Source organism: Methyloceanibacter superfactus (assembly GCF_001723305.1).
Classification (GTDB): Bacteria; Pseudomonadota; Alphaproteobacteria; order Rhizobiales; family Methyloligellaceae; genus Methyloceanibacter; species Methyloceanibacter superfactus.
Window position 1 is genome coordinate 159,307 of sequence record NZ_LPWF01000023.1, and the last position, 24,722, is coordinate 184,028.

The window sequence follows — 24,722 nt, forward strand, 5'->3', positions numbered from 1 at the left end:
GTCAAGGCACCGCCTAGATTACCGCCTATGTTGCCGGAATTGACGAATCCGCGAAATACCTGGACATTCGCGGACCCCGGGGCTTTCTCGCGGGTTGACGTCTTCTAGGGGCCGGGACGGATGTGGGCAGCACGACATGGCTTGAGCCTTTTGGCTGTCGCTGGCTTGACCTTGGGTCTCGGCGGCACCTTCGAGGACGAGCGCGCCCATGCCGAGTCGGCCCCTGCCTCCGCCCGCATCGTCGCCATCTACCGGGTCGATCTCGGCAGCTTCAACCTGGGCGATTTTCGGGTCACCACCACCTTCCGCGGCGACGGCTACGAGATGCGCGGCGAAGGCCGCTTCTCCATTCTCGAGGGCCTGGTCTATGACTGGCGCGGGTCCTCGGCCAGCGCCGGCCGGGTGACGCCCGATGGCCCCGAGCCGTCTATGTACGCCCTGAACTATACGGACGGCGGCAAGCGGGGCGAGCAGCTGCGCATGACGTTCGACGACGGCGCCGTGCGGAACATCTCCATCCAGCCGCGCACGCGCGCCCTCCCCGGCACCATTCCGGTGACGCGCGAGCAGCTCGAAGGCGTGCTCGATCCCTTGAGCGGCGCCTTCCTCACCGCCCGCTCGGCAATCCCAACGGCGACCTCAGCGTCTGCAACCAGATGCTGCCGGTGTTCGATGGCAAGCAGCGCTTCGATCTCGTGCTCAAGCCGAAGAAGGCGGTGCGGGTGCAGAACCGCTCGGCCACCGCCTATTCGGGACCGGCGGTGATCTGCCGGGTGAAGTTCATCCCCATCGCCGGCTACAAGGCGAACGATCCCGGGATCAAGTTCATGGCGCAGAGCAACGAGATCGAGGTTTGGCTGATCCCCGTCAGCAGGACCAACATGTATGTGCCCTATCGGATCGTCCTGCCGACGCCGGTGGGCTATGGTACGGCCGTAGTCACGTCGATCCAGGTCGCCGGCTCGAAACGCGCGAGCGCCGACTGAGCGGAACCTCCGAGGCGCCCTCCCGAAAGCACCAAGTGTTAACGCGAAAGCCCCAAAACCCAACATGTCGTAGGGAACGGATGACGAAAATTTACGCTCCCCTGATTCGACCACGCTCCGTTCCCGTTGTGACCCCGAAAAGCTAGAGGCCCGACGCGCAGCAAAATCGAGATGTAGGTTCGAGCCCGATCACGCGAGGGTCGCCGCCGGAGCAGGGCCGAGGCGCGACGGTTGTGCCATTTTGGGGCAGGAACGAAAACGGACTCGGCAGAGTCAGCGATTCGGACGAGATTCGTTCTGCCCCCGTTCCTGTCCGGACGAGAGTCACGTAAAGAACACCATAAGATGAGCCGGTCCTTTTCCCCGCAATCCACAGGTCTCGCCAAAGGCCGCGGCGTCACCGCCGTGCTTGGGCCCACCAACACGGGCAAGACCCACCTCGCCATCGAGCGCATGCTCGCCCATGACGTCGGCGTCATCGGCCTGCCCCTGCGCCTGTTGGCGCGCGAGTCTACGACAAGGTGGTGGCCCGCGCCGGCGTCGGCCAGGTCGCGCTCATAACCGGCGAGGAGAAGATCAAGCCGCCGGGCGCGCGCTTCTATGTGTGCACGGTCGAGGCCATGCCCCAGGAACTCGAGGCGGACTTCGTCGCCGTCGACGAGATCCAGCTCGCCGCGGACGCCGAGCGCGGCCACGTGTTCACCAACCGCCTGTTTCACGCACGCGGCCTCAACGAGACGCTGCTGCTCGGCGCGGCGACCATGCGCGATGCCATTCGCGAGCTGCTTCCCGGCGCCAATCTCGTGTCGCGCCCGCGCCTGTCTCACCTCTCCTATGCCGGCGAGAAGAAGATCACCCGCCTGCCCCGCCGCTCGGCCATCGTCGCCTTCTCGGTCAACGACGTTTACGCCATCGCCGAGCTGGTGCGCCGTCAGCGCGGCGGCGCCGCGGTGGTGCTCGGCGCGCTCAGCCCGCGCACGCGCAACGCCCAGGTCGAGCTCTATCAGAACGGCGACGTGGATTTTCTGGTGGCGACCGACGCCATTGGCATGGGGCTAAACCTCGATCTCGACCATGTGGCTTTCGCCGGCATCCGCAAATTCGACGGCCACAACCATCGCAACCTGACCCCGGCGGAGATCGGCCAGATCGCCGGCCGCGCCGGCCGCCATATGAATGACGGCACCTTCGGCGTCACCGGCCAGGTGCCGCCCTTCGAGGCCGAGCTGATCGAGCGGCTGGAGAACCACAATTTCGATCAGGTCGGCGTGCTGCAGTGGCGCAGCCGCAAGCTCGATTTCACCTCGATCGACGCGCTGAAGGAGAGCTTGCGCGAGATGCCGGACCACCGGCGCCTCACCCGCTCCCGCATGGTCGACGACGTGATCGCGCTCGAGAACGTGACCCGCGACGAGGCCGTGCTCGATGCGGCCCGGGGACCGGCGGCGGTGGGCCTCCTATGGGAGATGTGCCAAATCCCCGACTATCGCCGGGTGTCGCCGGCAAATCATGCCGAGCTCGCCGCCACGCTCTACCGCTTCGTCATGAGCGAGGAGGGCAAGATTCCGGAGGACTGGTTCGCCAATCAGGTCGCCCAATCCGACCGCACCGACGGCGACCTCGATACCCTGTCGAACCGCCTCGCCCAAATTCGCACCTGGACATTCGTGTCCCATCGCGCCCAATGGCTGCACGATCCCGAGCATTGGCAAGACCGGACGCGGGCGATTGAGGACACATTGTCCGACGCCCTTCATGAACGCCTGACACAACGTTTCGTTGACCGCCGCACCAGCGTCCTCATGCGGCGACTACGCGATAAGGAGGAGATGATGGCCGAGATCAGTTCTGACGGTCAGATTCTTGTCGAGAATCATTATGTCGGCCGCCTCGACGGCTTCCGCTTCACGCCCGATGGGGCAAGCGATGGCATCGACGGCAAGGCGGCGCGCCACGCGGCCACGCAAGTGCTCGCCACCGAGCTCGCCACGCGGGCCGCAGCACTTGCCGCCGCGCCCGACGCCGCCATCACGTTGTCGCCCGGCGGGCGGATCATCTGGCAGGCGTCCGAGATCGGGAAGCTTGAGCGCGGCGAGACCGCGCTGAAGCCCCGCTTCCAGATCTTCTCCGACGAGCATCTCGCCCCCGCCGACTTGGAGCGGATCGAGACCCGCCTGCAAGGCTGGCTCGCCGCGCATCTCGAGGAGCGGCTGAAGCCGCTGGTGGCCTTGAGCGAAGCCCCGGACCTCTCCGGTCTGTCGCGCGGGCTTGCCTTCCGCCTGACCGAGAATCTCGGCGTGCTCCGCCGCGATACGGCCTCCGCCGAGATCAAGGCGCTCGACCAGACGCGCGCGGCCAATTGCGCAAATACGGCGTCCGCTTCGGCGCCTTCAATCTCTACTTCCCCGCCCTGCTCAAACCGGCGGCGGCGGAGTTGCTGTTGCTGCTGTGGGCGCTGCACGACGGCCAAGCCCACGGCGTCGACCCAGACAACCTCCCGGCGCGCCCGCAACAGGGCCTCACCTCGGTCCCCGCCGACCCGGCCCTGCCCGAGCCCTATTGGCGCACCGCCGGCTTCCATGTGGCCGCACCCGCGCCGTGCGCATCGACATGCTGGAGCGGCTGTCCGATCTGATCCGCACGCGTGTCACTTGGCGGCCGACGAAGAACGAGGGGAACGAAGCCACCGCCGCGGCGGAAGCCGCGGCCGAAGGCGACTCCCCGACGGAAGCCGCCGCGCCCGCGCAAGACGCAGCCCTCAACAAGCCGGACGGCGCCTCAGACAACCCGGCGCCCGTGCCATCTGGCGCCACCGGCGACGGGGGCTTCCGGGTCGTGCCGGAGCTCATGTCCATGGTCGGCTGTTCGGGCGATGAGTTCGCCTCGATCCTGCGCGCGCTCGGCTTCCGGCTGGAACGGCGCAAGCTCGAGGCCGGCAACGGCGCCGGCGAGGCGGCCGTCTCCGAGCCAGCGCCGCAAGAGGCCGCAGAGCCCGAGCAGACCGCGAAGGCCGAAGTGGTGGCTTCGTCTGAAGACGCTCCCGCGAGCGCCCAGCCGGCCGAACCGGCCTTTGATGAGATTTGGCGTCCCGGCAGGCGCAAGGAGCCCCATCGCCCACCCCGTGCCGCGGCCAAGTCGCCGCGGGGCGACCGGGCCAGAGAGGGCGCCAAGGACCGCACGAAGGACCGCCCCAAGGGCGCCCAGCGCCCACCGCGCCGGGGTCACGGTCAGGGCAAGGGCCGCGACCATGCCGAAGCGCAGCGCCAGGCCGAGCAGCGCCAAGCCAAGCGCGAGCGCGCCGCCGCCGCCATGGAGAACTCGCCCTTCGCCGCCCTCAAGGAGCTGCGGGCGACCCTTGTCGCGCGCGACCGGTCCGAGACCAGCTGACGCTCGCCTCTCATGCTTGAGCAGCGGCTCGACAAATGGCTCTGGTGCGCCAGGCTCACGAAGACCCGCACCGGCGCCGCACGCCTGATCGCCGAGGGCAAGGTCCGGATCAACGGCGACCGCGTGCTCAAGCCGAGCCGACTGGTTCATGGCGGCGACGTGGTGACGGCGACCCATGGGGGACGGCTGTCGGTTGTGCGCGTGGCCGATTTCACCGAGCGCCGCGGCCCGGCGAGCCTGGCACAGACACTCTATGACGACCTCACGCCGGCGGACGCGCCGGAGCCCGACAAGGCTTCACGAACCGGCAAGCGGCCGACCAAGCGTGATCGCCGCCGCCTGGACGCCTTTCTCGGCGGCGACAGCTAAACCTCGTCACGCCGCCGAGGTGAATTGGGCTTCGCCGGGGCCGGTGCGATCCGTCCTTCGCGGAGGATCGCGGTGGCATCGCGGCCGTCACCGGCCGGCTGAAATAATAGCCTTGGGCCTGCTCGCAACCGGCGCCGATCAGAAAGCGCATCTGCGCTTCGGTCTCGACACCCTCGGCGATCACGTCGAGACCGAGCTCGTGCGCGAGCCGGATGGCGGCCCTGACCACCGCGGCGTTGCGATAGTCGACGGTGACGCGGAACACGAACTCCTGCGCCAGCTTCAGCCGGTTGACCGGATAGGTGGTCAGATATTTGAGCGACGAGTAGCCGGTGCCGAAATCGTCGATGGCGATCCTCGTCCCCAGCCGGCGCAAATTCTCCAGCGTGTTGCTGTGCCGCTGGGTAACCTCCATGAGCACCGACTCGGTGAGCTCCAGCTCAACGTCATTCGGATTGACGTTCCATCTCACCAGGCTCGCCTCGACTTCACGCTCGAGCTCGGCCCCGCTCTTGAGTTGAATGCCGGAAACATTGACCGCGAGCACTTCCGGCGCCACCCCCTCGGCGTGCCACGCCTTCATCTGCCGGCACGCCTCGTCGAACACCCAATTTCCGAGCGGCAAAATGGCGCCTGTCCGTTCGGCGATCGGCACGAACGAGGCGGGCGTCAGCAACCCCCTTGTCTTGTGGTTCCAGCGCACCAACGCCTCAAGACCCGTCACGCGGCCCGTGGCCAGCTCCACCTGCGGCTGGTAATAGAGTTCGAGCTCCCCTTCATCCAGCGCCGTTCGCAGTTCGTCGGCCACCCGCACGCGTTCGTGCACCTGCTGGTCGAGATTCTCGCTATGAAAGCGGAAGCAGTTGCGCCCTTCATCCTTGGCGCCATAAAGCGCCAGATCGGCTTGAACCATCATCGCGTCCGGTCCGGAGACCTCCCGCGAGAACATCGCGATGCCGATACTCGAGGTGACGGAGATCTTGTGGTCGTCGATCATGAAGGGTTCGGCAAGCACCTCGCCGATCCGCGCCGCCAATGTGCCGGCCTCCGTCGGCTCGCTCACATTCCCGGTCAGGACCGCGAATTCGTCACCGCCGAAGCGCGCCACCAGGTCGTCTTCCCGCACGACGGCCTTCAGCCGTTCGACGATGGCCATCAACAGCTTGTCACCCATGGCATGACCGAGCGTATCGTTCACGTCCTTGAAATCGTCGATGTCGAGATAGAGCACCGCAAAGGGCGGAGCGCCACGCAAGCTCGCCGCGAAGGCCATGGTCAGACGCTTCATGAAGGCCCGGCGGTTCGCCAGCGTCGTCAGAATATCGGTCTGGGCGAGCTGGAGGATCCTTTGGTTGGCGCGCTCGAGCCGCAATGCGTCGCGCAAGCTTGCCCACATATAGGCCAGCACGGCGGCGAACACCAAAGCGACCAGAGCTGCGGCGAACCAAGACCGATAGAAATTGATCAGCCCCGCTTTCGTCGGCACGGCGAACAGATCCCAATGCACATCGCCGACAGAAATTGGTCTTGACCAGTGGGGCAGGCCTTCGACTTGCGCCTTGGTCACGGGCGGGACGGACAGATGGGGCACGGAAGCGACTTCACGCGCATAGACGGGCATGGTGTTGCCCTCAGCGTTCGCCGAATAGAGATAGAGGTCAACGCTCTGGGGCAGCTCAACCTCGTCAATGATGCGATTGATCAGCGGCTTGGTGCGAAAGGAAGCGGCGACCACGCCGAGAAGATCTTGGCGCCGACTCTGTAGTGGGCTGCCTCTGTAGACCGGCAGCGCAACGAAGAAGCCGCGCGCCTCGCCGCCCCCGCGCCGGAGCGTGACGTTCTGGGCCGTCGCCATGCCGCCGTCGGCCAAAGCACGCTGAATAGCGTCGCGGCGCGAAGGCTCCGAATAGAGGTCGAGGCCGATCAGAGACGATGCCTCGGGACCCGTCGCGAACAACACCGGGAAATATTCGGGCCGCTGCGCTTCGGGCCGGATAGGACCGGTCAATGTCCAACGCGCGATTGTGAAGTCCGTCAGTCCGCGTCCTCTCTGTGCCCGCTCGAATGCCGACCGCTCCTGGCCGGTCACAAGGGGGCTCCAGGTGACTTGCATCAGGGAGTCGTGACCGTGGCTGTCGATGACGCGACTCGTGAAGAGGATGAACTCCTCGGCGTCGACAGTCTTGGAAGCGTCGTAGAAGGCGCGCACCGCGAAGATGTCGCCGACATAGTGGTCAAACCCGTTTTGCAGAACCGTCGCATAGTCGCCGGCGACGTCGTTGAACTTCGCCTTGGCGAGCCGCTTCTCCCACACCGACACGGCGACCCAGGCGGCCACGGCCAGTGCCAAGCCAAGCATCCCGACGGCGAGCAATGGCCAGACATGCGTCATCTGCTGACGCTTGCCGCTCACCTCGGTCAGGTCGTGCATCGGGTTATTCCATCCCCCAGTGGCGAGCGCTCGTGCTCAAACTCTTCGGGTGCCATAAATTGATTGACGCGGGCTTAGGGAGAACCGTGAAATTCAACCTAAAGCTGCCCGCCACAACCCGGGGGCCATCCTGAAAATCACCGTTTGCCGGGCGGTACAGCGCCTTGTGCTGCTGGCGCGATTGTTATAGGCAGGGCGCTCCCAGGGCTCATCCGTCAGCCCGCAAGGGCTTAGAATAATGGGCTGGGCGAAGCCGAAAGCGTGTGGGAACGATGACGTACGTCGTCACTGAAGTCTGCATCAAGTGCAAGTACACCGACTGTGTCGAGGTCTGCCCCGTGGATTGCTTCTACGAGGGCGCCAACATGCTGGTCATCCATCCGGACGAATGCATCGATTGCGGCGTCTGTGAGCCGGAATGCCCCGTGGACGCCATCAAGCCCGACACCGAGCCGGAGCTCGACCAGTGGCTCGAGGTGAACCGGCAATATTCCGAGACTTGGCCGAACATCACGACCAAGAAGGATGCCCCAGCCAACGCCGACGATTTCGTGGCCGAGCCCGACAAATTTCAGAAATATTTCTCCGCCGACCCCGGCGAAGGGGACTAAGCCCTTCAACGGGTTAAGCGTTAACCTTAGTGCCAAAATGTCGCATATTGCGGCGCCGAAAGGGCCGTGCTGCGGCACAGCACGCCTTTCAGATTCACTAAATTTGTGTTATGGTCCTTTTGAAATGGCGCAGACTGTCGGCGCGTGAAGCACCAAGAGGGCGACGCCGTTTAGGCGCGCTTTTTTTTCTGACTTGGGGGAGTTGGCGCGATCAGGCCACCTGATCGACCGCTCATCTTGTGCCCGCACCCCGCCCAAAGGCGGATGCCAGTATATTTTCGCTGGCATAAAGAAGCGGGCGAGCTCACGCCACTCGGTTTTGCGCCCACTAAACAATTTCAATAGATGAGGCGAGAGTATGCCCGAGAAAAAGAGACCCCAGCAAAGACACGGTTTCCGGACGAACGAGTATATCGTTTATCCGGCGCACGGCGTTGGCCGAATCGTGAGCATCGAAGAGCAGGAAATTGCTGGTGCTAAGCTCGAGCTATTCGTGATCAACTTCGAGAAGGACAAGATGACCCTGCGGGTCCCGACCTCGAAGCTTGAGAGCGTCGGCATGCGCAAGCTCTCGGAAGACAAGATCCTCAAGAAGGCCCTCACCACGCTCAAGGGCAAGGCGCGCGTCAAGCGCACCATGTGGTCCCGGCGCGCCCAGGAATACGAAGCCAAGATCAACTCCGGCGATCTCATCTCCATCGCGAGGTGGTCCGCGACCTGTACCGCTCCGAGGCCCAGCCCGAGCAGTCCTATTCCGAGCGTCAGCTCTATGAAGCCGCGCTGGACCGCATGGCCCGCGAACTGGCCGCCGTGGAGAAGCTGGACGAGGCGTCCGCCATCGCCAAGATCGACGATGTGCTCGCCAAGACGGCCCGCCACAACAAGATGGCCGCAGAAGACGCCGCGCGCACCAAGGCCGCGTAAGGCACCTCGGCCGCGACATCCGCAATTCGGTCAGGGCCGGGCGACAACGCCCGGCCCTTTCCTTTTGTGGGGCAGCCCGCTCAGAGCGCGGGCGCCGGGTCCAGGACCTCGATCTGCTCTGGGGTCGTGGCGGCGATCATCGGTCCATTCCACCATTCGACGACGCCCCGCACCCGCACGCGTTTGCCGGCAAGCCGCTCGAGGTCGAGACCGGCGGCCTCGAACGCGGCCAAGTCTTTTCGCGCGATGGTGATGGTGAAGTCGTGCCGCCAGTCCTTGGCGAAGTTCACATAGATCAGCTTGCGCCCCTCGCCGACCGCGTGAACCTGTCCCTCGACCAGCTGATAGCTATGGGTGAGCCGGCCCAGGCGCTTCACGTCGCCGGCGTCTTCCACGCGATAAGCCCATGAACGCCAAAGGCCGCGCCGGGTACGGCGTGCCTCATCCTCCCGCGCCAAGAGTTCGGCGACACAAGCGCGGGTGCGGGAAAGGGAGTAGACCCGGGCAAAGCCGCGCGCGACGAGGTCGTCTTGCAGCCACAGCCTCTCCTCGCCCCGTAGCACGGTGACCTGGGCCAGGAGATGGCCGTACCGGTCCTGCCGGCGCTCGTCGAAGCCGAGCTCGACCGTGGCACCCGTCGCAAGCCGCGCGAGCGCCGCTGTCGCCTCCGCAACGAACGGCCAAGGATCCTCGCCCTTCCAGCCGAGCGGCGCCGACGGAGCCTTGATACCAAGCAGCCGCACCTTGCGGCCGTCGGTGAGCTCGAGGGTTTCTCCGTCTTCGACCGAGGCAACGGTCGCGGTCTCGGCTACCGGCAGGTCGCAAGCAACGGCGGGCGGCGCAAGCCAGAGGGCTGCGCCGACAAACCCAATCAAGCGGCGCGTGAACCGGCATCCCATGGCAGACTCTTATGCCGGCGGATGCGCCCTGATGCCGAAAATGGCGATGGCGCCCTTGCCTTTGACCTCGATCTCGCCCAACGACTCGCCGTGGAAGGAGGACGACAGCTGCTCCCAGATTTCCCGCGTGGCGGCGACGCTCCCCGATGCGCCCATGCCGACCATGCGCGCCGCGAGATTGACCGTGTCGCCCCAGATATCGAACTGATACCGCTCCTGGCCGACGACACCGGCGACCACGGGCCCGGCATGGACGCCGACCCTCACCTCCCAGCCGAGATGCGCTTCGACCAGGGTCGAGGCCATCTCCAGACCGCAGCGCACCGCCGAGCCGATAGGATCTTCGATCTCGTGCAGCAAGCCCGCCGCCGCCATGAAGCCGTCGCCGATGGTCTTGATTTTCTCCAACCCGTGCTTCGCCGCGACGCGCTCGAAGATGACGAACAGCGCGTCGAGCCGTGACACCACCTCCTCGGGCTCATGCTGATCGCAATAGGCGGTGAAATTAGTCACGTCGCAGAACAGCACGGCGACATTCTCATAGCGCCGCGGAATCACGGTTCCGAAATTACGAATCTCGTCGGCGGCCTTTTTCGGCAACAGCGCATGGAGCAACTGGTCGGCTTGCGCGCGCGCCTCTTGCGCCTCGCTCACCGCCTCCTGCAACGCCAGTTGCGTCTTCACCCTGGCGAGAACGATTGGCGTCGAGAACGGCTTATGAATGTAGTCGACGGCGCCGACCTCGAACCCCTTCTCCTCGTCGACGGAGTCGGTCTTCGCCGTCAGGAAGATGATGGGGATCTCGGCCGTGTCGGGATTCGCCTTGAGGCGGCGGCAAACCTCGTAGCCGTCCATGCCCGGCATCATCACGTCGAGCAGGATGAGATCCGGCTTCTCAAGCCCCATGGCGATCGCCAGCGCCTTCTCGCCATTGGTCGCCACCTTGGTGCGGAACTGATCCTTAAGCACTCCCGACACCACGGTGACGTTGGTCGGCGTGTCGTCGACGATGAGCACGAGCTTCCGGTGCGAGCTCAACATCACTGCCCTCCAATGTCGAGCGAGAGGCGGGAGGCGATTCCCGATAGGCATTTCAGCGCCGCCTCGAACTCGAAATTGCCGACCTGATCGGTGAGCGCTTTGACCTCCGCCGGGGTGAGAACGCCGGCGAGCTGAGGCTTGACCTCGATCATGAAGTCCGCGGCCTCCCCGTCGTCGGTTTCCAGAAGCTGCTTGAGACGGGCGAGCGGCGCGGCGACGGCGTCCGGATCTCCGCCCGGGGCTTGGCTGGAGCCATCGGCTTCGGCGGGCAGTGAGGTCATGATGGACTTGATCACCGGATCGAGCTCATCGACAAGGATCTCAGCGTATCCTCCGCATCCCGCCCTTCCCTGACGGCGCTCTCCGTCTCGGCCGCGGCGACCGCCAGCTGTGCCGCCCCGAGCGTCGCGGCGGAGCCTTTGAGCGAGTGGCCGCGCGCTCAGCCGCCGCCGCGTCGCCATTCGACAGCGCCAGCCGAATGATCTCTACCGTGCCACCTTGTTGTTCGGCGAATTTGCCCAAGAGAGCCACGTAGCGTTTGCGGCTCCCCCCGGTGAAGCGCAAGCCCGCATCGGCATCGATGCCCTTGAGCTCCAAGGACTCCCAGCCCCCGTCGTCTTCCGCGCCGCGCTTGGCCTCCGCGCCATTCGTGGCCTCAGGACCACTGTCAGGCTCGTCCCGACGGATCCACCGCAGTAAAGTGCCGAACAACTGGTGGGGAATCGATCGGCTTGGCGATGTGATCGTTCATGCCGACCTCCAGGCACAACTCACGATCGGTCGACAGTGCGTTGGCGGTCATGGCGATGATCGGCAAGTCCTGATAGCGCCGGTCGGACCGCAAGATGCGCGTAGCAGCGACCCCATCCATCACCGGCATCTGCATGTCCATCAGCACCACGTCGTAATCATTCTTCTCGATCAACCGGATGGCCTGCTCGCCGTTCTCCGCCACGTCGACGAAGACGTCGGCGTCCTCGAGCTGGCCCACGGCCACTTCCTGATTGATCACATTGTCTTCGACCAACAGGACTCTGGCGCCACGCAAGCGAGCGACGTCCAAGGATGGACTCGTGTTGGCCGGCTCCATGCCGCCCAGCTCGCCGCCGAGCGCCACGACCGCGGTGTCGAACAGGATCGACGATGTCACCGGCTTGATCAGGACATTCTCGAAGCCGCTCTCTTCGGCTTGCTTCAGCACCTCCTCGCGGCCATACGCCGTGACCATCACCAGATGAGGCGGCTTTGCGCCGTCGAGCAACTCGCGGATGCGCTTGCCCGTCTCGATGCCGTCGAGGCCGGGCATCTGCCAGTCGATGAACACGATCTCGTAACGGGCGCCCGACTGCCCCGCCTGGCGCAGCATCTCGAGCGCTTCCTCGCCCGACGCCGCCTCGTCGGCCATGAAAGTCATGCTATTCAGCATCGTCGCCAGCACGGTCCGCGCATGCGAATTGTCGTCGATGACCAGGACGCGCCGGCCGCGCAGGTCGGACTGCAGCAACCGCGGACGCGGCGCCGCGGAACTCTTGCCGAGCCGCGCCGTGAAGCGGAACACGCTGCCCTCGCCTGGCGTGCTCTCGACCTCGACGGACCCGCCCATGAGTTCGATGAGCTGTTTGGAGATGGCAAGCCCGAGGCCTGTGCCGCCATACCGGCGGGTGGTCGAGGCGTCCGCCTGCTCGAAAGCCTGGAACAGGCGCTCGACCTGCTCCTGGGTCATGCCGATCCCGGTATCGGTGACCGAGAAGTCGACGAGCTGGCTGTCGGCGCAGTCCTCGGCTACGCGGACCTGTACCCAGATCTCGCCGGTCTCGGTGAACTTCACGGCATTCGAGCAGAAATTGATCAGGATCTGTCCGAGGCGCAACGGATCGCCCTTGAAATGGGCCGACACCCCTTGCTCGACGTCGAAGATCAACTCCAGCCCCTTGGCCGAGGCTTTCTCGGACATCAAGTTCGCGACATTCTCCAGCACCTTGTCGAGATCGAAGTCGATATTCTCGATCGACAACTTGCCTGCCTCGATCTTCGAGAAATCGAGAACGTCGTTGATGATGCCGAGCAGATGCTGGCCCGAGCTCTTGATCTTAAGCACGTAGTCGCGCTGGCGCGGGCTCAGGTCCGTTTTCAGCGCGAGATGGGACAGGCCGATAATGGCGTTCATCGGCGTCCTGATTTCGTGACTCATATTGGCGAGGAAGATGCTCTTGGCCTCGTTCGCCTCGAGCGCGGCCTCGGTCGCCTTGGCCAACTCGATCTGGGACGCCTGGAATGCCTCTTCAGCCTCTTTGCGCGCGTCGATATTGCTCCACGAGCCCACCACCTCGATCGGGTTTCCCTGCTTGTCACGGATGAGCTGCTGTTCGTCGCTAAGCCAGCAATAGGAGCCGTGCTTGTCGAGGAAGCGGTATTCGGCGAGATGCATACCCTTGCTGAACACTTCCGACTGCTGCGCCTCGAGTCTCGGCAGATCGTCGGGATGCACGTGATCCCGCCAGAAGCCGGCGCCCTCCAGATACTCTTCCTGCCGGTAGCCGAGCAGCCGCTGGATATTCGCGCTCACGAAGGTCGGCGCGAAATCGCCGGTCGCGGCGAAGCTGTAGATCACCACGGGCGCCACATCGAGCAGCAGGTCGAGCCGCTCCCGTGCCGCGCGCCTCTCCGCCTCTGCTTCCTTGCGCTCGGTCACGTCGGTCCAGGAGCCCGCGATCTCGATGGGAGCGCCCGTCTCGTCGCGCACCACTTGCTGCCGGTCGTGAACCCAGAAATAGGAGCCGTCGGGCCGGCGGATGCGATATTCGATCGAGCGCGTATCGTTCTCGAACATCACGTCGACCCACGCATTGATGCGCTGAACATCGTCGGGGTGAACGAAGTCACGCCACAGATACGGGTCCGCGAGATACTCGCGCGGCGAGCAGCCGAACAACCGGCTGATGCTGTCGCTGACGAAAGTCGGTGCGTAATCGCCTTCGGCCGACCGGCAATAGATCACCGCGGGCGATGTATTGAGCAGGCGGCTGAGATGAGCGTGCGCCGAAGCCTGCACCTCGGCGATATGCTCCAAGCTGCGCTTTTCCTGCTCTTGGACCGCCTGGCAGAGCGCCTGCTCGATGAGCAGCGTCACCGACTCGGTGTCGGCTTGTGCCGAATCCCCGCCCAGCATACGCATGATCGCGGCGGCGACCGTCCCCGCTTGGTCCCGAGCGGCCGACATGACTGACACCCTCCAGGAGGCAACCTTCGGTAGCGCCTCTCCCGGCGAGTAGCCTAACGCCTTCTAGCGGTTGTGCAAACGGCATCGCGCCCCGGCGGAGCCGCCGGGCTGGACGCCACGGACGCCTTCCGCACCGGGAACTGCCCGTTTCCCGGGTTGCGGGCGCCTCTAGCCTCCTCTAAATCCAGAGAGAGCCATCCCAATGGCCCCGTAGCTCAGTCGGATAGAGCATCAGATTCCTAATCTGAGGGTCACAGGTTCGAATCCTGTCGGGGTCACCATTATCAATGACTCAGGCTCCGACCCGGGGAGGCCACTGATTGAGGGAGGCTCCCACCACGAGGCGCGGCGCATTGCCGTGAATGCTGCTAAGCTGGTGGGGCTGATTGGGGCGACCTAGACGGTCATCCAATCGGCGGCGGGGGTATCCGGTCTGGTTCGTTTTGGCATTTCGCGAAAAGGTCTGCGTAGGCCCTTTGCCGTCTATCCATGGCCGCACGCCATTCTAGATAGGCATTAACAAGCATGACGAAGCTGAAAAGGAACATCGCGGCGGTTAGCACTGCGACGCCGACTGCCCCCAAGATCACAATCCAGCTAACCAAGCCAGCGGGCGTGCCGATGACGGCGGACGCGGCAATCAAAATGCCGATTGCTGCAAGCAACAATACTGCCGAGACTGTCGCCGCCGCGGCCATCGCAAGCATGGCGGCGAAGGCGTCCGCAAGTTCAAGCTGTCGCAGCTGGTATTCCGCGAGAGCGGTATCGCAACTTTCGGACATCGTGACCCCACTCAATCTAGTAGGTTCCGTATGCCTTAGGACTATAGCATCGGCGAGAGCTTTTGCGAAGTTGAGGCTGGCGGCAAATCGAAATGCTCCAATGGAAGACCAAACCGACGCCGCACGCATGATTGGAGACGGGGCTTGATCTTACCCAGGCGTGCCTGCCGGCTCGGGCTTCTCTTCGCTACGGCGCCCTTCCTCGCTGGTGTCTTTAGCGCATACGAAACGGTCGCTCGGAAGTCGGAGCAGCAGGCGCTTGGCTGGTTCGACACCCTCGCCTACGAGGTTTTTCCTCGCGTGGGTCTCGGTCTTCTCCTGGCGGTCGCGGTCTACCTTCTCGTTCACGCAGCAAGTTCGTGGCTTTCAAGACTTGGCGACATTGCCTTGGCGGCTCAGACCGCGACCCGGGTCCAGTCGTGCAACCTTGCAACGCTCGGCGCTTACTTCCGATGAGGCGCGGCAAGCGGGCGCTCTCCCGGCTTTAAAACTCTCCTCTAGAGCAAGGCTGCGCGGCACCTCTTTGACGGACAACGGAGCCATGGACTTTTCCCATGGCAAAATGAGCAAGCCTGGCATCGCGGGGGCCCAGCGCCTCGTGTAGACGATGAGATCGTCCATCCCCCACGATGAGTTGCCCCGATGCGTTTTCAGATGAGTTCTCCCCTGTCGCCTCGCCTATCGCGCGTCCGGCCGCTCTCGCTGGCCTTCGCGCTCCTTCTGTCACTCGCCGCGCCCGCGGCGGCGCTGGCGCAAGCCGCGCCCGGCGGCGGCTTCGACCCTGCCGACATCGACAAGATCACCGCCTCCGTGCGTCAGGTGCCGTTGACCGCGGACATGGTCGACCGGCTGATCGCGTCCTTCCCCGACATGCGGCGCGTAGCCGCCAAGTTCGGCGGCACCGAGTTGCCCGCGCAGGCCGGCGCCGCCGGTATCGCCGCGATGCCGGCCGCCAAGCGGAAAGCTCTAGAGGCCGTCGCCGCCGAGCACGGCTTCGAGAGCCTCAACCAGTGGACCGACGTCGCCTCCTCGGTGACCATGACCTACGTCTATGCCATGCAGGGCAAGAAGCCCGGCTCGCTCGACGAGGCGGTCAAGGCGAACATCGCCCAAGCCGAACGCGACCCGACCCTGAGCGCCGAGCAGAAGCAGCAGACCGTCGCCCAGTATAAGTTGATCGGCGACAAGCTGGCGCGGCTCGAGCCGCTGCAGGAGAATTACACGCTGATCGTCGAGATGAAGGACAAGATCACGCCGCTCATGGACCCGAACTGAGCGGCGCGTAGCCGAGCGCCCGCGCCGTCTCCAAGATGAAGTCGCGATTGGCCGAGATCGCCGCGGCCGCGCTGCGCCGCGTCGACGCCAGGGCGAAAAGCTCAAGCGGCAGCCCTCGCCGCACCGAGATCACGCCCACGTAAGAGAGCTTCCCATCCGCCGCCTCGACGAGAAGCGCGCCGCCGCTATCGCCCGGCATGGCCGCCGATTCCATGCACCACATGGCCCCCGGAAGACCCGCCTCTCGCTCGCGGCGGCTGGGGAAACAGTCGGCGCCGTCCTTGATCACCACCGGCAGCACCCGGCGGACGCCCGCATCGTCGCATTGACTGTAGGAGGCGCAATGCTCGCCGCCGAACGCCACGAGCACGCCCCGTCGTGACGCCTCCGGAAGCGAAGGCTGCGTGTCCAACACGAGCTCGCTTTCCGGCGCTCCCACTTCGATCGGATCCTCCGTCACGAGCAGAGCTAGATCATATGGCAGCCGCTTGAACGCGCCCGCGCCCGCGCCATTCGCGAGCCAGCCCGGCGCGATCGCCGTCTTCGTCACCTTGTAAGACGTGTTGCGGCCCATCCGCACCACATCACGCCGAGCGTGCCCGGCTCCACATAGGAGTCCACGTAGATGCGCGTACCGCCCACGCTGACCGACTCTTGCAGGCAATGCGCGGCCGTCACCACGATGCGGGGATAGACGACCGTGCCAGAGCAGATGAGCCGGCCCTGATAGGTAATGGCCACCACGAAGGGAAAGCGGTCGGCGCCGTCGGTGGTGGCACCGGACAACGCCAGCGCGCCCGATGTTCCGAGCAGCGGCAGCAGCCAAAGCCCCAGCCTCCATTGCCAATGAAGATGCCTCGCCGCCTCGATCATCGCGCGAGCCCGCTAGCCGGAGGGAACGATCGCGAGGCCGCGCGCGCCCTCGCCGGCGTCGAGCCGCTTCAACTCCCGGCCGGTCTCGCCATCGAGCACGGAGATGTCCCCGGACATCCAGTTGACCACATAGGCCTTGCTGCCGTCGGGAAGCATGACGATGCTCTCGGGATAGCGCCCCACCTTGGCGCGATAGGTCGCCACCAGAGACGCGGCATCCACCACATTCACCGTGCCCGACTGCTGATTGGCGACGAAGATCCGGTCGCCGCCGGGCGCGACGGCGACGCCGTAGGGCATGGCGCCAACACGCACGGTTCCGATCCGCGCCAGGCTGTCGGCGCCCAGCACCGAAACGTCGCCACCCTGCACATTGGCCACATAGACTCTGTTGCCCGCCGGCGAGACGGCGAGCGCGAAAGGCGCATGGCCGACCGCGACCGTGGCGATCACGATCAACCGGTCGGTGTCGACCACGCTCAGGCTGTTGTCCTCGCGATTGGCGATGAAGGCACGCCGGCTCTGGGGCGCAGCGCCACATGCGCCGGCGCGTGTCCGACCGAGATCTCGGCGATCTTGCTGCCGGTCTCGCCGTCGAGCACGAGGAGCAGGTTTCGGTTCCAATCGCTGACGAACAAGCGGCCGTCGCTCGCCACGGCGATACCGAACGGCGCACCGCCCACGTCGAGCAGTCTCGGCACACCGAGCCGATGCCCATCGAGGATGGAGATCTGCCCAGCTTCGGGATGGGTGATGTAGATATGCCGTCCTCCGGGCGCGGCGGTGATCATGGCCGGCCCCGACGCCACGGCGAGCGTCGCCACCTTGGCGTCGCTGCCGGTATCGATCACCAAAACGCTGTTATCGGTCTGATTGGTGACATAGAGAAGCGGCGCCGCGGCCTGCGCTGAGGCGGCAATCGCGGACGCCAGGACCAGCGGCGCAACCGCCGCGGCCAACCTCTTGAGCGTCGCGAGCATGGCGTCCTCCTCTATTGCGCTTCGACCTGCTCCTTCAGGGTTTTCAGGCCTTCCTGAAAGTACCGCGTGACCGCCTCGATGGCCGCCTGGTCGTTCTGTGTCTCGGACGGGAAGTTGCCTGTGTCGGCGCGATAGAGCCGCGCGTCCCATATGACTTCGCTGCCGCCGTTGGCGCCCGGCTTCACCATGAGCGTCGACGAATAGAAGCTGGCGGGGAAGGACTCGATGTCTGGCGTAGCCAGGCGATAGGAGTAGGACATCTCGTCATCGAGATACTCGTCGAGACTGTCGATGAGCTGACCGCCCGATTTCAGCACCACGACGCGTGTGCCGTCCGCGGCGTTGCCGCCACTTCCCTTGCTTGACTCCACCAGCGGGTTCCACCCCGCGAGCCCGTCGAAATCCTTCACCGCCGCCCACACCGTCTCCGGCGGCGCGGCGATGGCGATCGACTGCTCGACCTTCTGGGGGGTCGGCCCATGCGCGGCGGCAGGCGTCACGGCAAGCAGGGTAAGGACGGCGAAACACGCCAAGACGTGGGACAGACTCATCAATGCGCCTCTTTCGGTTTGACGTTTGCGGAATGGAAGCGGGACTGCGGTGCGCTCGCGACGCGACGCGCCGCCAGACGGTCGCGCAGCGGCAAGGCGCCGTAGAGAAGAACGAGCAGCAACAGCGCCAGCGCCGCCGGGTAAGGCCTGATATCCGTGGCGACCACGACGGCGCGCGGACGGGCGACCGTCTCGAAGGCGCGGAGCAGCGGCCCGGCACCGTCGAGATGTGCGTAAGCGAGGCCCGTCTGGCTGGCCAATCCCTTCAGATGGTCCTCCTTCACCGAGGTCATGTGCTCGTTGTTGTTTGCGCGCATGTCGCCGAACGGCGCCCATTTCGGGTGCCAGCCCGGACGCGAGGACGCATCGGGCGGCGGCTGGCCGGAGCGATTCTCCTGGAGCACGTCGTCGACGCCGAGCACGCCGATCTCGCTTCCGGAATCGTCGAATTTCTGCAACGGCACCAATGTCTTACCGCCTACGCCGACAAGCAGTCCGGCGACCTCGCCGGGCTTTCCCTCGAAGGGCGGCATACCCGTCCAGGGAAGCGGCGGCGCCTCGTGCCCGTCGGTGAAGAACACAAGATCGGTGTCGAGCCCCTTTGCCACGGGGATGGCGTCATGCACGCCGGCCGTGATGTAGCTGTCGCCTTCCCAGGCCATGCGCCAGTCGAGCCCGCTGATCGCGGCGTCGATGCCGGCGAAGTTCTCGCAGACCTCGACCGGCTCGAACAACACGAACACGCGGCGCGCGGTGAAGATCCCAAGCCCGAACTTGGAGCGGCACGGCAGGCTCGCCACGAAGCCGCTCAAGCGCTCCTTGACGAGATCGAGCCGGCTCGCCGGCTTCCCGTCGAGCGAAACGTCGCGCGTGTTCATGCTTGAGGTGATGTCCACGAACGCATGACGTCATAGGCCTCGCGCGTGAGCTTGACGCGCGGCAATGCGAGCCCCGCGACGATCAGTAGGAGCGCGGCGACGAGGAGCCAGAACCGGAGCTCATGAAACGCAGGACGGTTCATGGCGCGCCCCTCGGCACGCCCGGCAGATCACTCCACAGATCCTTGCGCGGTTCCTGCTGAAGGGGCTCCTCGCTCGGCGCGATCTGCGGCAGGTCGCGGACAAGGCGCGCGGCCACGTCGAGATTGTATTTCACGTCCCAGGCTTGCGGATCGAGGCGAAGCGCCTGATTGTAGTCCTCCTTGGCGAGATTGACGAAGGACGTCGCCTTGTCGAACTTGCCGCGCTCGATGGCTTCGAAGCTGGCGCGAAGCCGTGTATTGCCGGCGTCGTAGAGCATCGCGACGCGCGTTTTCTTATCCGCGCGGAATTGGCCTGGTCGACAAGATCTGCGCCTCGTCGATCCGGTCGCGCCACAGGAGATAGTAGGCACGCGCAAACAACACCGCGGGCGATGCGCGCTCGGGATCGATCGCCACATTGTCCCCAGCGGCCAGCGCCTTGATCGTCGCATTGTCCCGCGTATCGGCATACCAGCGCCAACCGGATGCAATGGTCAGGGCGAGCCCCAAGGCGAGCAGGAACCACATGAAGACGACCCGCGCGGCGTAGAGCGAGCCGAGCACGCGGCGCGGAAGGCCCGGTCTTCCCAAAGGCTTCATCGCACGCCGCATCATTCCGCCTCCGGTAGGCCGACGGCGCTGTCCGCCCCTTTGAGATCGGACAGGGTAGCGCCCGACAAATCCGCATTGGCGAAGTCCGCGCCCGCCACGTCGGCGCCGTCGAGATGCGCGCCCGACATCTTGGCCCAGTTGAAGCGCGCCTTGACCAGCGTGGCGTTGCGCAAGCTCGCGAAGATGAGCACGGTATGGACCATGTTCGCGCCGGTGAGATCGGCGCCATCGAGCTCACGCCCGCCATGTCGAGCCGGACCGGCACCATGCCCTGGTTCGCCGGGTCCGCACCGAGATCGGCGTCGACAAGCTTGGCCCCGTCCATGCGCGCGTTACGCAGCTCGCCGATGATGCGGGTCTTGGAGAGGTCGGCGCCAGTGAGGTTCGATCCGTTCATCACCACGGCGAACATCTCCGCGCCGGTGAAATCCGCATCGGCGAAATCGGCCTCGTTGGCGACCATGCGATTGAGATTGGCACCGGCGAAGTTCGCCCCTTGCACGGCAGACCCGCTCAGATTGGCGGCGAAGAGATCGGCCCGCTTGAAGTCGATGCCGGACAGATCGAGGCCCGTCAGATCGCGGCGCGACAGATCGGGCCGGTCCTCGCCCGACGCACCGAGAATGACCAAGAGCTGCTCCCGGGTAATCTCTCCGGCGGCCGCGTTCTCCGGCAGCACCCCAAGCGCCGTCGAGAGAAGCAGGGCAAGTCCGAGGAGCGCGCGCCGCGAGACGCCGCGCCCGGAGACTTTCACCTCGGCAAGCTTGGCGAGAACCAAGAGAAGAAGGCCGACGCCCGCGATCCCATAGGCCACGCCCGACAAGTCCTTCTGCGGAATCCGCTCGTCGTAACGCATGGGCCGCCGCTCGAGCTTGTCGATCGCGGCGACCGCCTCGCCCACCGCGGCGGGGTTCTCCACCTCGAAGGCCTTGTAGGGGATCTTGAGATTCTCGAAGAACAGGTGGAGGTGCCGCTCGGGCATGGCGAAGGGCGTGTCGGTGTCGTCCGGCCCCGGCTTGTCGAAAATGCCGCGCGAATTCTCCGTGCGCAGGAATATCCAATAGAGATTGACCGGCCGCTTCAGGAAGGCGGCCTCCAGCTTCTGCTGGACCTTGCGATTGATCACCGCCGCGCCGTCGGACACCAGCACGATAGCGCGGCTGGCGATGCCGCCGTCCGCACCTTGCGTGGACAGGATGTCGGCGTCGTGCATGGAGAGCGCCATGGCGAGGCCCTTGCCCACATTGGTGAGGGCGAGGCCGGGCTGCTCGATGGCGTCGATCGCGCCGAGCGTCGCCTCCTTATGATCGGAGAGCGGCAGCACATACATCGGCGCGGTCGAGAAGGCGGCGACCCCGAAGCGGTCGTGCTCGCGACTGGTGACGAACTGCTTGAGGAAGCGCTTGGCCGCCGCCGACTTGGACTCTTCGCCGCTCTTCGTCGGTGCTTGGCCCGCGAAGGTGTCGTTCATGCTGGCCGAACGGTCGAACAGCAGCACGATATTGGCCCCCTCGCCCAAGCGCTCGATGCTTTGCCCAAGACGATGCAGTCCGGCGAGTCCGAGCACGAGCGACGCGATGGCAACGGCGCCAAGGAGCCTCAGCGCAAAATCGACGGCAACCGACAGCGGATCCGGCTTCCCGTCTCGCAACGAGGGATAGCCTTCGGCATCTTGCGCCATGGCAAGCAACGGCAGCACGGCAAGCGGGAGGAGAAGCAGCACATAGGGGTAGGTGACGGCGAGGTTCATGCGGCCCTCCGTTCGGCGGCGCCGAAGCTCCGCGCCGAGCGCGCAACGGGCGGAAGCGGCATGGCATCTGCCGCGCCCGCCATGTCATTGCCGAAGACGCGCGGCGCGAGCTGGCGAAGAACCGGCCGATTTCGGCTTCATAGGGTCGGAACTGAACTCGGCCTGAAAGGAAGTCCGGCACGTCCTCCGCGAGCAGCCTGCGACCGGCCGACGCATCGAATGCGCGATGGAGATCGAGGAGACCCGTGCGATAGGCGTCATCGTCCGGAACGCGCGACAAACGCCGTAGCCTACGCGCCGCTTCGGTGAAGGGGCGCGTGGCCCGCCTGCCGAACGGGCCCCAGGCATGGTGATAAGCGAGCAGTCCAATCCCAATCAGAATAGTGACGACCCCTGCGCCGAGGCCGGCACGCGCTTGGCGGGTCGAGATCGTGCGCGGCAGCGCATCGGGCCTCAGATAGCCCACCGGTCCCTCCTCCGGCTGCTCGGGCAACACCTCGCGTAATGGCGCCATGATGAAGCGGAAGGGCGGCACTTCGGCCGCGGCCGTCTTGTCGCCGGCGGCAAAGCGCAAGGTGATGGCCGGCAGGCTACGCGCCTCGGGCGACAGCGGCACATAGAGGGTCTGGTAGAGAAGCTTGAGACGGTAGCGGGTTTGCCCGTCCGCCTCGCGCGCCGAGACGTCGGCCGCACGCAAATCGAGCCAATAGGAAAGCCGCCGGGCTGTGGGCTGCGACGCGGGCTCGAGCTTGTAGGGTTCGGCCACCGTCACCACGATCTCGCGCGTCAGCAGATCACCGACGAAATATCCGAAACCGCGCGGGTCGATGGTGCCAACGGAAAGGACCGGCGAGTCCGCCGCCAGCGCCGCGAGCGGGGCCGCGAAGCAAAGGAGTACGGTGAGCAGCCGGATCACGCGGCTTCACCCATGAGATACGCCCCGAACTTGTCCCAATCGACCCGCCCCATGACTTGGAAGGGCGGACGGCCATAGCGCACGGCCAGCGCGCGCAAGGCCTTTGCCGCCATCGCCTCCTCGTGCATCAGCGCCGCGCGCAAAGAGGGCCGCATGACGTAGAGCCGCTGGCGTCCGGTCTCGAGATCGGCGAGCGACACCAGACCATAGCGCGGCAGGTCGCGCGTCTCCCGCGGATCGCGCAGCACGATGGAGATGACGTCGTGCGCCGACAGCGCCTCGAACACCGCCTCCATCAGATCGCGTGGCCAATAGAAATCGGAGATGACGAAGACCAGCTTGCGCCGCCCGGCGAGATAGGCGGCGCCTTCCAGCAGCCCCTCCGCGCCGTGGCCCGCGGGCAAGTAAGCCCGCAAGTCCGCCACCATGTCCGCTTCGGTGCCGCGCGAGCGCGTAGCCGGCAGCAAGAATTTCGGCAGAATGGTCTCGTCGCAGCCGATCAAACCGAAAGAATCGCCGATGCGACGGGCCGACGCGGCAAGCGCGCCGCAGAGATTCGCTACGACATCCATCTTGTCGACACTGCCCGCGAAGCCCATGGAGGCAGAGAGGTCGACCAGCGCATACACGGTGATCGAGGTCTTCTGCTCAAAGCGCTTGACGTAGAGATTGCCGAAAGGATCGCGCAACGACATGCGCAGATCGATACGGCGCGGGTCCTGCGAGCGCACGAGGAGGTCGTGGTCACGGAACAGCCCGCCCGCCCCCTCGACCTTGCCGCGATGGGCGCCAATCCGCACGCCGGCCGCGCGCCAGTCGAGCCGGTACGGCACATCGACTTGTGGAACGCTTGAGCCGGAGTGCGGGTCGCTCATGGGGCCGGCACCGTGGCGAACACTTGCTTGAACAATGCCGTGACCAGTGCGTCACGCCGAAGCTCATAGATCGGATCGAGGAAGACGCGATGCGACATGACCTCGGTGAACACCGCGCGCAGATCCTCCGGCACCACCATGTCGCGGCCTGCGAGCCACGCGGCCACGCGGCCCGCGCGGACGAGATAGGCCATACCGCGCGGCGAGGCGCCGCCCTGCACCAGCCGCGTCATGTCCACGCCGTCAATGTCGATGCCCACAGAGAGCGGATCGCGAGCCGCGTTCCAAAGATCGAGTGTGTAGCGCTCCAGCGCCTCACTCGCGTGGATCTCCGACTGGATGGCGCGCGCCACGTCGCTCAAAGCGCGATAGTCGAGCACATCCTCGGGAACCGCGCGCACCAGCGCATCGGCGTCGTAGAAGCGCGGATCGAAGGCAAGCGCGCGGCGAATGTCGCGATCCTTCGGCGTCTCCATGGTGATCTCCATGAAGAAGCGGTCTCGCGCGGCCGCCGGCAGCTCGAACGTCTCTTCGCGCTCGATGCGGTTGCGGTCGGCGAAAACGAGAAGATAGGGAAATTCGTGCTCACGATTGAACGCGGTCACGCTGCGCTCGGCCATGAGCCGCAGCAGAAGCGAATGGACTTGCGGCCTTGCGCGATTGATCTCGTTGAAGAAGAAGACCGTAAGGTCCTCGCCATGGCGAAGCGCGGGGCCCGGATCGACGCGTGGCCGGCCGTCCTTGTCGAGATAGGTGTAGTAGACGAGATCGGCGGGCATCAGGTCGATCGTGCCTTCTACGCGCTCGAACGCGCCGCCCAGCGCCCTGGCCGCGGCGCGCAGCAACGTGGTCTTGCCGACGCCGACATCGCCTTCCAGCAGAACATGGCCGCGGGCGAAAACAGCGATGGTAAGAAGCGTAACGACGCGGTCCTGACCGATGATCGCCTCGTGCAGCGCGGCTTCGAAGGCTCGCGCGCGGTCGCGCCAAACAGCGAGGTCGACGGCCTTGGCCGGGCGATCCGACTCGATCTGGGAAGCCTGACGGCGCGCCATGCGAAAGCCCCTCTCACGTGGACCCGGGCCGCTATTCGATGCCCCTCGTGCCGGATGGGTCGAAGCAGCGGGTCAAAGACGATGGATCAAGACGACCGGATCAAAGACAAAAGGGGGGTGCAGCCGAAGCCGCACCCCACCCCCAAAGAACAGTGATGGACCTG

22 protein-coding genes, 1 tRNA gene and 3 pseudogenes are annotated in these 24,722 nt (G+C 65.4%); 8 read left to right on the forward strand and 18 right to left on the reverse strand.

All coding sequences use genetic code 11. The features are described from left to right. Window positions 1–150: 150 nt before the first annotated feature. From AUC69_RS06905 to AUC69_RS16155, 4 genes and pseudogenes are all read left to right on the forward strand, one after another. A complete protein-coding gene (locus AUC69_RS06905) occupies window positions 151–765 on the forward strand; it encodes a DUF3108 domain-containing protein (protein WP_158008040.1) in 615 nt (204 codons plus the stop codon). Then, window positions 657–986: a DUF3108 domain-containing protein gene (locus AUC69_RS18980; protein WP_083239179.1), complete on the forward strand. Its 330-nt coding sequence runs from the start codon at window positions 657–659 to the stop codon at window positions 984–986. Before AUC69_RS06905 ends, AUC69_RS18980 begins: the two co-directional genes overlap by 109 nt. Window positions 987–1,331: 345 nt before the next feature. Continuing rightward, a pseudogene (locus AUC69_RS06920) lies at window positions 1,332–4,373 on the forward strand (helicase-related protein). 12 nt (window positions 4,374–4,385) lie between these two features. Continuing rightward, window positions 4,386–4,742, forward strand: coding sequence for an RNA-binding S4 domain-containing protein (locus AUC69_RS16155; protein ID WP_083239180.1), 357 nt, complete (start codon window positions 4,386–4,388; stop codon window positions 4,740–4,742). Here the strand turns inward: AUC69_RS16155 and AUC69_RS06930 are convergent. Then, window positions 4,636–7,173 (reverse strand): putative bifunctional diguanylate cyclase/phosphodiesterase, encoded by a 2,538-nt coding sequence (locus AUC69_RS06930; RefSeq protein ID WP_069441491.1) that lies wholly within the window; start codon window positions 7,171–7,173, stop codon window positions 4,636–4,638. The genes AUC69_RS16155 and AUC69_RS06930 overlap by 107 nt on opposite strands. A 272-nt stretch (window positions 7,174–7,445) precedes the next feature. Between AUC69_RS06930 and fdxA the strand changes: the two genes are divergently transcribed. Next, window positions 7,446–7,784 (forward strand): ferredoxin FdxA, encoded by a 339-nt coding sequence (fdxA, locus tag AUC69_RS06935; protein WP_069441492.1) that lies wholly within the window; start codon window positions 7,446–7,448, stop codon window positions 7,782–7,784. 364 nt (window positions 7,785–8,148) lie between these two features. After that, window positions 8,149–8,708, forward strand: a pseudogene (locus AUC69_RS06940) (CarD family transcriptional regulator); the annotation flags it as partial. An 80-nt stretch (window positions 8,709–8,788) separates the two neighbouring features. On the opposite strand, the gene AUC69_RS06945 reads toward AUC69_RS06940, so the two are convergent. From AUC69_RS06945 to AUC69_RS06965, 5 genes and pseudogenes are all read right to left on the reverse strand, one after another. After that, window positions 8,789–9,607: a thermonuclease family protein gene (locus tag AUC69_RS06945; RefSeq protein ID WP_069441493.1), complete on the reverse strand. Its 819-nt coding sequence runs from the start codon at window positions 9,605–9,607 to the stop codon at window positions 8,789–8,791. Window positions 9,608–9,616: 9 nt separating this feature from the next. Continuing rightward, on the reverse strand, window positions 9,617–10,648 hold the full coding sequence (locus tag AUC69_RS06950; protein ID WP_069441494.1) for an adenylate/guanylate cyclase domain-containing protein: 1,032 nt from the start codon (window positions 10,646–10,648) through the stop codon (window positions 9,617–9,619). Then, window positions 10,648–10,929, reverse strand: a complete 282-nt coding sequence (locus AUC69_RS06955) for a hypothetical protein (protein ID WP_141700640.1) — start codon at window positions 10,927–10,929, stop codon at window positions 10,648–10,650. The genes AUC69_RS06950 and AUC69_RS06955 overlap by 1 nt, the downstream gene beginning before the upstream one ends. Window positions 10,930–10,940: 11 nt before the next feature. Beyond that, a pseudogene (locus AUC69_RS19670) lies at window positions 10,941–11,066 on the reverse strand (hypothetical protein); the annotation flags it as partial. A gap of 249 nt (window positions 11,067–11,315) precedes the next feature. Beyond that, entirely contained in the window at window positions 11,316–13,868 is a 2,553-nt protein-coding gene (locus tag AUC69_RS06965; protein WP_069441497.1) for a response regulator, read from the reverse strand. Window positions 13,869–14,072: 204 nt separating this feature from the next. Here AUC69_RS06965 and AUC69_RS06970 point away from each other — a divergent pair. Continuing rightward, window positions 14,073–14,149, forward strand: a tRNA-Arg gene (locus AUC69_RS06970). A 123-nt stretch (window positions 14,150–14,272) separates the two neighbouring features. Here the strand turns inward: AUC69_RS06970 and AUC69_RS06975 are convergent. Beyond that, complete coding sequence (locus tag AUC69_RS06975; RefSeq protein ID WP_069441498.1) at window positions 14,273–14,650, reverse strand: hypothetical protein; 378 nt, start codon at window positions 14,648–14,650, stop codon at window positions 14,273–14,275. Between the two features lie 642 nt (window positions 14,651–15,292). On the opposite strand from AUC69_RS06975, the gene AUC69_RS06985 reads away from it, so the two are divergent. Continuing rightward, a complete protein-coding gene (locus AUC69_RS06985; RefSeq protein WP_069441500.1) occupies window positions 15,293–15,925 on the forward strand; it encodes a hypothetical protein in 633 nt (210 codons plus the stop codon). Here the strand turns inward: AUC69_RS06985 and AUC69_RS06990 are convergent. The 11 genes from AUC69_RS06990 to AUC69_RS07025 form a co-directional block, all read right to left on the reverse strand. After that, window positions 15,909–16,505: a trypsin-like serine protease gene (locus tag AUC69_RS06990; protein WP_158008042.1), complete on the reverse strand. Its 597-nt coding sequence runs from the start codon at window positions 16,503–16,505 to the stop codon at window positions 15,909–15,911. The two genes, AUC69_RS06985 and AUC69_RS06990, sit on opposite strands and share 17 nt — an antisense overlap. Then, a complete protein-coding gene (locus AUC69_RS06995) occupies window positions 16,472–16,798 on the reverse strand; it encodes a trypsin-like serine protease (RefSeq protein ID WP_069441502.1) in 327 nt (108 codons plus the stop codon). The genes AUC69_RS06990 and AUC69_RS06995 overlap by 34 nt, the downstream gene beginning before the upstream one ends. A 12-nt stretch (window positions 16,799–16,810) precedes the next feature. Then, window positions 16,811–17,275 (reverse strand): YncE family protein, encoded by a 465-nt coding sequence (locus AUC69_RS16165; protein ID WP_244500145.1) that lies wholly within the window; start codon window positions 17,273–17,275, stop codon window positions 16,811–16,813. A gap of 2 nt (window positions 17,276–17,277) precedes the next feature. Beyond that, window positions 17,278–17,778: a YncE family protein gene (locus AUC69_RS18430; protein WP_083239183.1), complete on the reverse strand. Its 501-nt coding sequence runs from the start codon at window positions 17,776–17,778 to the stop codon at window positions 17,278–17,280. An 11-nt stretch (window positions 17,779–17,789) separates the two neighbouring features. Further along, window positions 17,790–18,329 carry an SRPBCC family protein gene (locus tag AUC69_RS07005; RefSeq protein ID WP_069441503.1) on the reverse strand — a complete coding sequence of 180 codons (540 nt, stop codon included), beginning with the start codon at window positions 18,327–18,329 and terminating at the stop codon, window positions 17,790–17,792. Next, on the reverse strand, window positions 18,329–19,207 hold the full coding sequence (locus AUC69_RS07010) for a hypothetical protein (RefSeq protein ID WP_069441504.1): 879 nt from the start codon (window positions 19,205–19,207) through the stop codon (window positions 18,329–18,331). Before AUC69_RS07010 ends, AUC69_RS07005 begins: the two co-directional genes overlap by 1 nt. Then, a complete protein-coding gene (locus tag AUC69_RS18435) occupies window positions 19,204–19,350 on the reverse strand; it encodes a hypothetical protein (protein WP_244500146.1) in 147 nt (48 codons plus the stop codon). Before AUC69_RS18435 ends, AUC69_RS07010 begins: the two co-directional genes overlap by 4 nt. Next, window positions 19,347–19,484 carry a hypothetical protein gene (locus AUC69_RS18440; RefSeq protein ID WP_244500147.1) on the reverse strand — a complete coding sequence of 46 codons (138 nt, stop codon included), beginning with the start codon at window positions 19,482–19,484 and terminating at the stop codon, window positions 19,347–19,349. The genes AUC69_RS18435 and AUC69_RS18440 overlap by 4 nt, the downstream gene beginning before the upstream one ends. After that, on the reverse strand, window positions 19,481–21,712 hold the full coding sequence (locus AUC69_RS19305; protein ID WP_342018547.1) for a pentapeptide repeat-containing protein: 2,232 nt from the start codon (window positions 21,710–21,712) through the stop codon (window positions 19,481–19,483). Before AUC69_RS19305 ends, AUC69_RS18440 begins: the two co-directional genes overlap by 4 nt. Before the next feature lie 912 nt (window positions 21,713–22,624). Next, window positions 22,625–23,503 carry a DUF58 domain-containing protein gene (locus AUC69_RS07020; protein WP_069441505.1) on the reverse strand — a complete coding sequence of 293 codons (879 nt, stop codon included), beginning with the start codon at window positions 23,501–23,503 and terminating at the stop codon, window positions 22,625–22,627. After that, window positions 23,500–24,558 (reverse strand): AAA family ATPase, encoded by a 1,059-nt coding sequence (locus tag AUC69_RS07025; protein WP_069441506.1) that lies wholly within the window; start codon window positions 24,556–24,558, stop codon window positions 23,500–23,502. Before AUC69_RS07025 ends, AUC69_RS07020 begins: the two co-directional genes overlap by 4 nt. Window positions 24,559–24,722 lie beyond the last annotated feature (164 nt).

Bases quoted from the DNA above. Each gene is read 5' to 3' on its own strand.
- AUC69_RS18980 (WP_083239179.1), top strand. From the start codon at position 657: ATGCTGCCGGTGTTCGATGGCAAGCAGCGCTTCGATCTCGTGCTCAAG.
- AUC69_RS16155 (WP_083239180.1), top strand. From the start codon at position 4,386: ATGCTTGAGCAGCGGCTCGACAAATGGCTCTGGTGCGCCAGGCTCACG.
- AUC69_RS06930 (WP_069441491.1), bottom strand. From the start codon at position 7,173: ATGCACGACCTGACCGAGGTGAGCGGCAAGCGTCAGCAGATGACGCAT.
- fdxA (WP_069441492.1), top strand. From the start codon at position 7,446: ATGACGTACGTCGTCACTGAAGTCTGCATCAAGTGCAAGTACACCGAC.
- AUC69_RS06945 (WP_069441493.1), bottom strand. From the start codon at position 9,607: ATGGGATGCCGGTTCACGCGCCGCTTGATTGGGTTTGTCGGCGCAGCC.
- AUC69_RS06950 (WP_069441494.1), bottom strand. From the start codon at position 10,648: ATGTTGAGCTCGCACCGGAAGCTCGTGCTCATCGTCGACGACACGCCG.
- AUC69_RS06955 (WP_141700640.1), bottom strand. From the start codon at position 10,929: ATGACCTCACTGCCCGCCGAAGCCGATGGCTCCAGCCAAGCCCCGGGC.
- AUC69_RS06965 (WP_069441497.1), bottom strand. From the start codon at position 13,868: ATGTCGGCCGCTCGGGACCAAGCGGGGACGGTCGCCGCCGCGATCATG.
- AUC69_RS06975 (WP_069441498.1), bottom strand. From the start codon at position 14,650: ATGTCCGAAAGTTGCGATACCGCTCTCGCGGAATACCAGCTGCGACAG.
- AUC69_RS06985 (WP_069441500.1), top strand. From the start codon at position 15,293: ATGCGTTTTCAGATGAGTTCTCCCCTGTCGCCTCGCCTATCGCGCGTC.
- AUC69_RS06995 (WP_069441502.1), bottom strand. From the start codon at position 16,798: ATGATCGAGGCGGCGAGGCATCTTCATTGGCAATGGAGGCTGGGGCTT.
- AUC69_RS18430 (WP_083239183.1), bottom strand. From the start codon at position 17,778: ATGCTCGCGACGCTCAAGAGGTTGGCCGCGGCGGTTGCGCCGCTGGTC.
- AUC69_RS07005 (WP_069441503.1), bottom strand. From the start codon at position 18,329: ATGAGTCTGTCCCACGTCTTGGCGTGTTTCGCCGTCCTTACCCTGCTT.
- AUC69_RS07010 (WP_069441504.1), bottom strand. From the start codon at position 19,207: ATGAACACGCGCGACGTTTCGCTCGACGGGAAGCCGGCGAGCCGGCTC.
- AUC69_RS18435 (WP_244500146.1), bottom strand. From the start codon at position 19,350: ATGAACCGTCCTGCGTTTCATGAGCTCCGGTTCTGGCTCCTCGTCGCC.
- AUC69_RS19305 (WP_342018547.1), bottom strand. From the start codon at position 21,712: ATGAACCTCGCCGTCACCTACCCCTATGTGCTGCTTCTCCTCCCGCTT.
- AUC69_RS07020 (WP_069441505.1), bottom strand. From the start codon at position 23,503: ATGAGCGACCCGCACTCCGGCTCAAGCGTTCCACAAGTCGATGTGCCG.
- AUC69_RS07025 (WP_069441506.1), bottom strand. From the start codon at position 24,558: ATGGCGCGCCGTCAGGCTTCCCAGATCGAGTCGGATCGCCCGGCCAAG.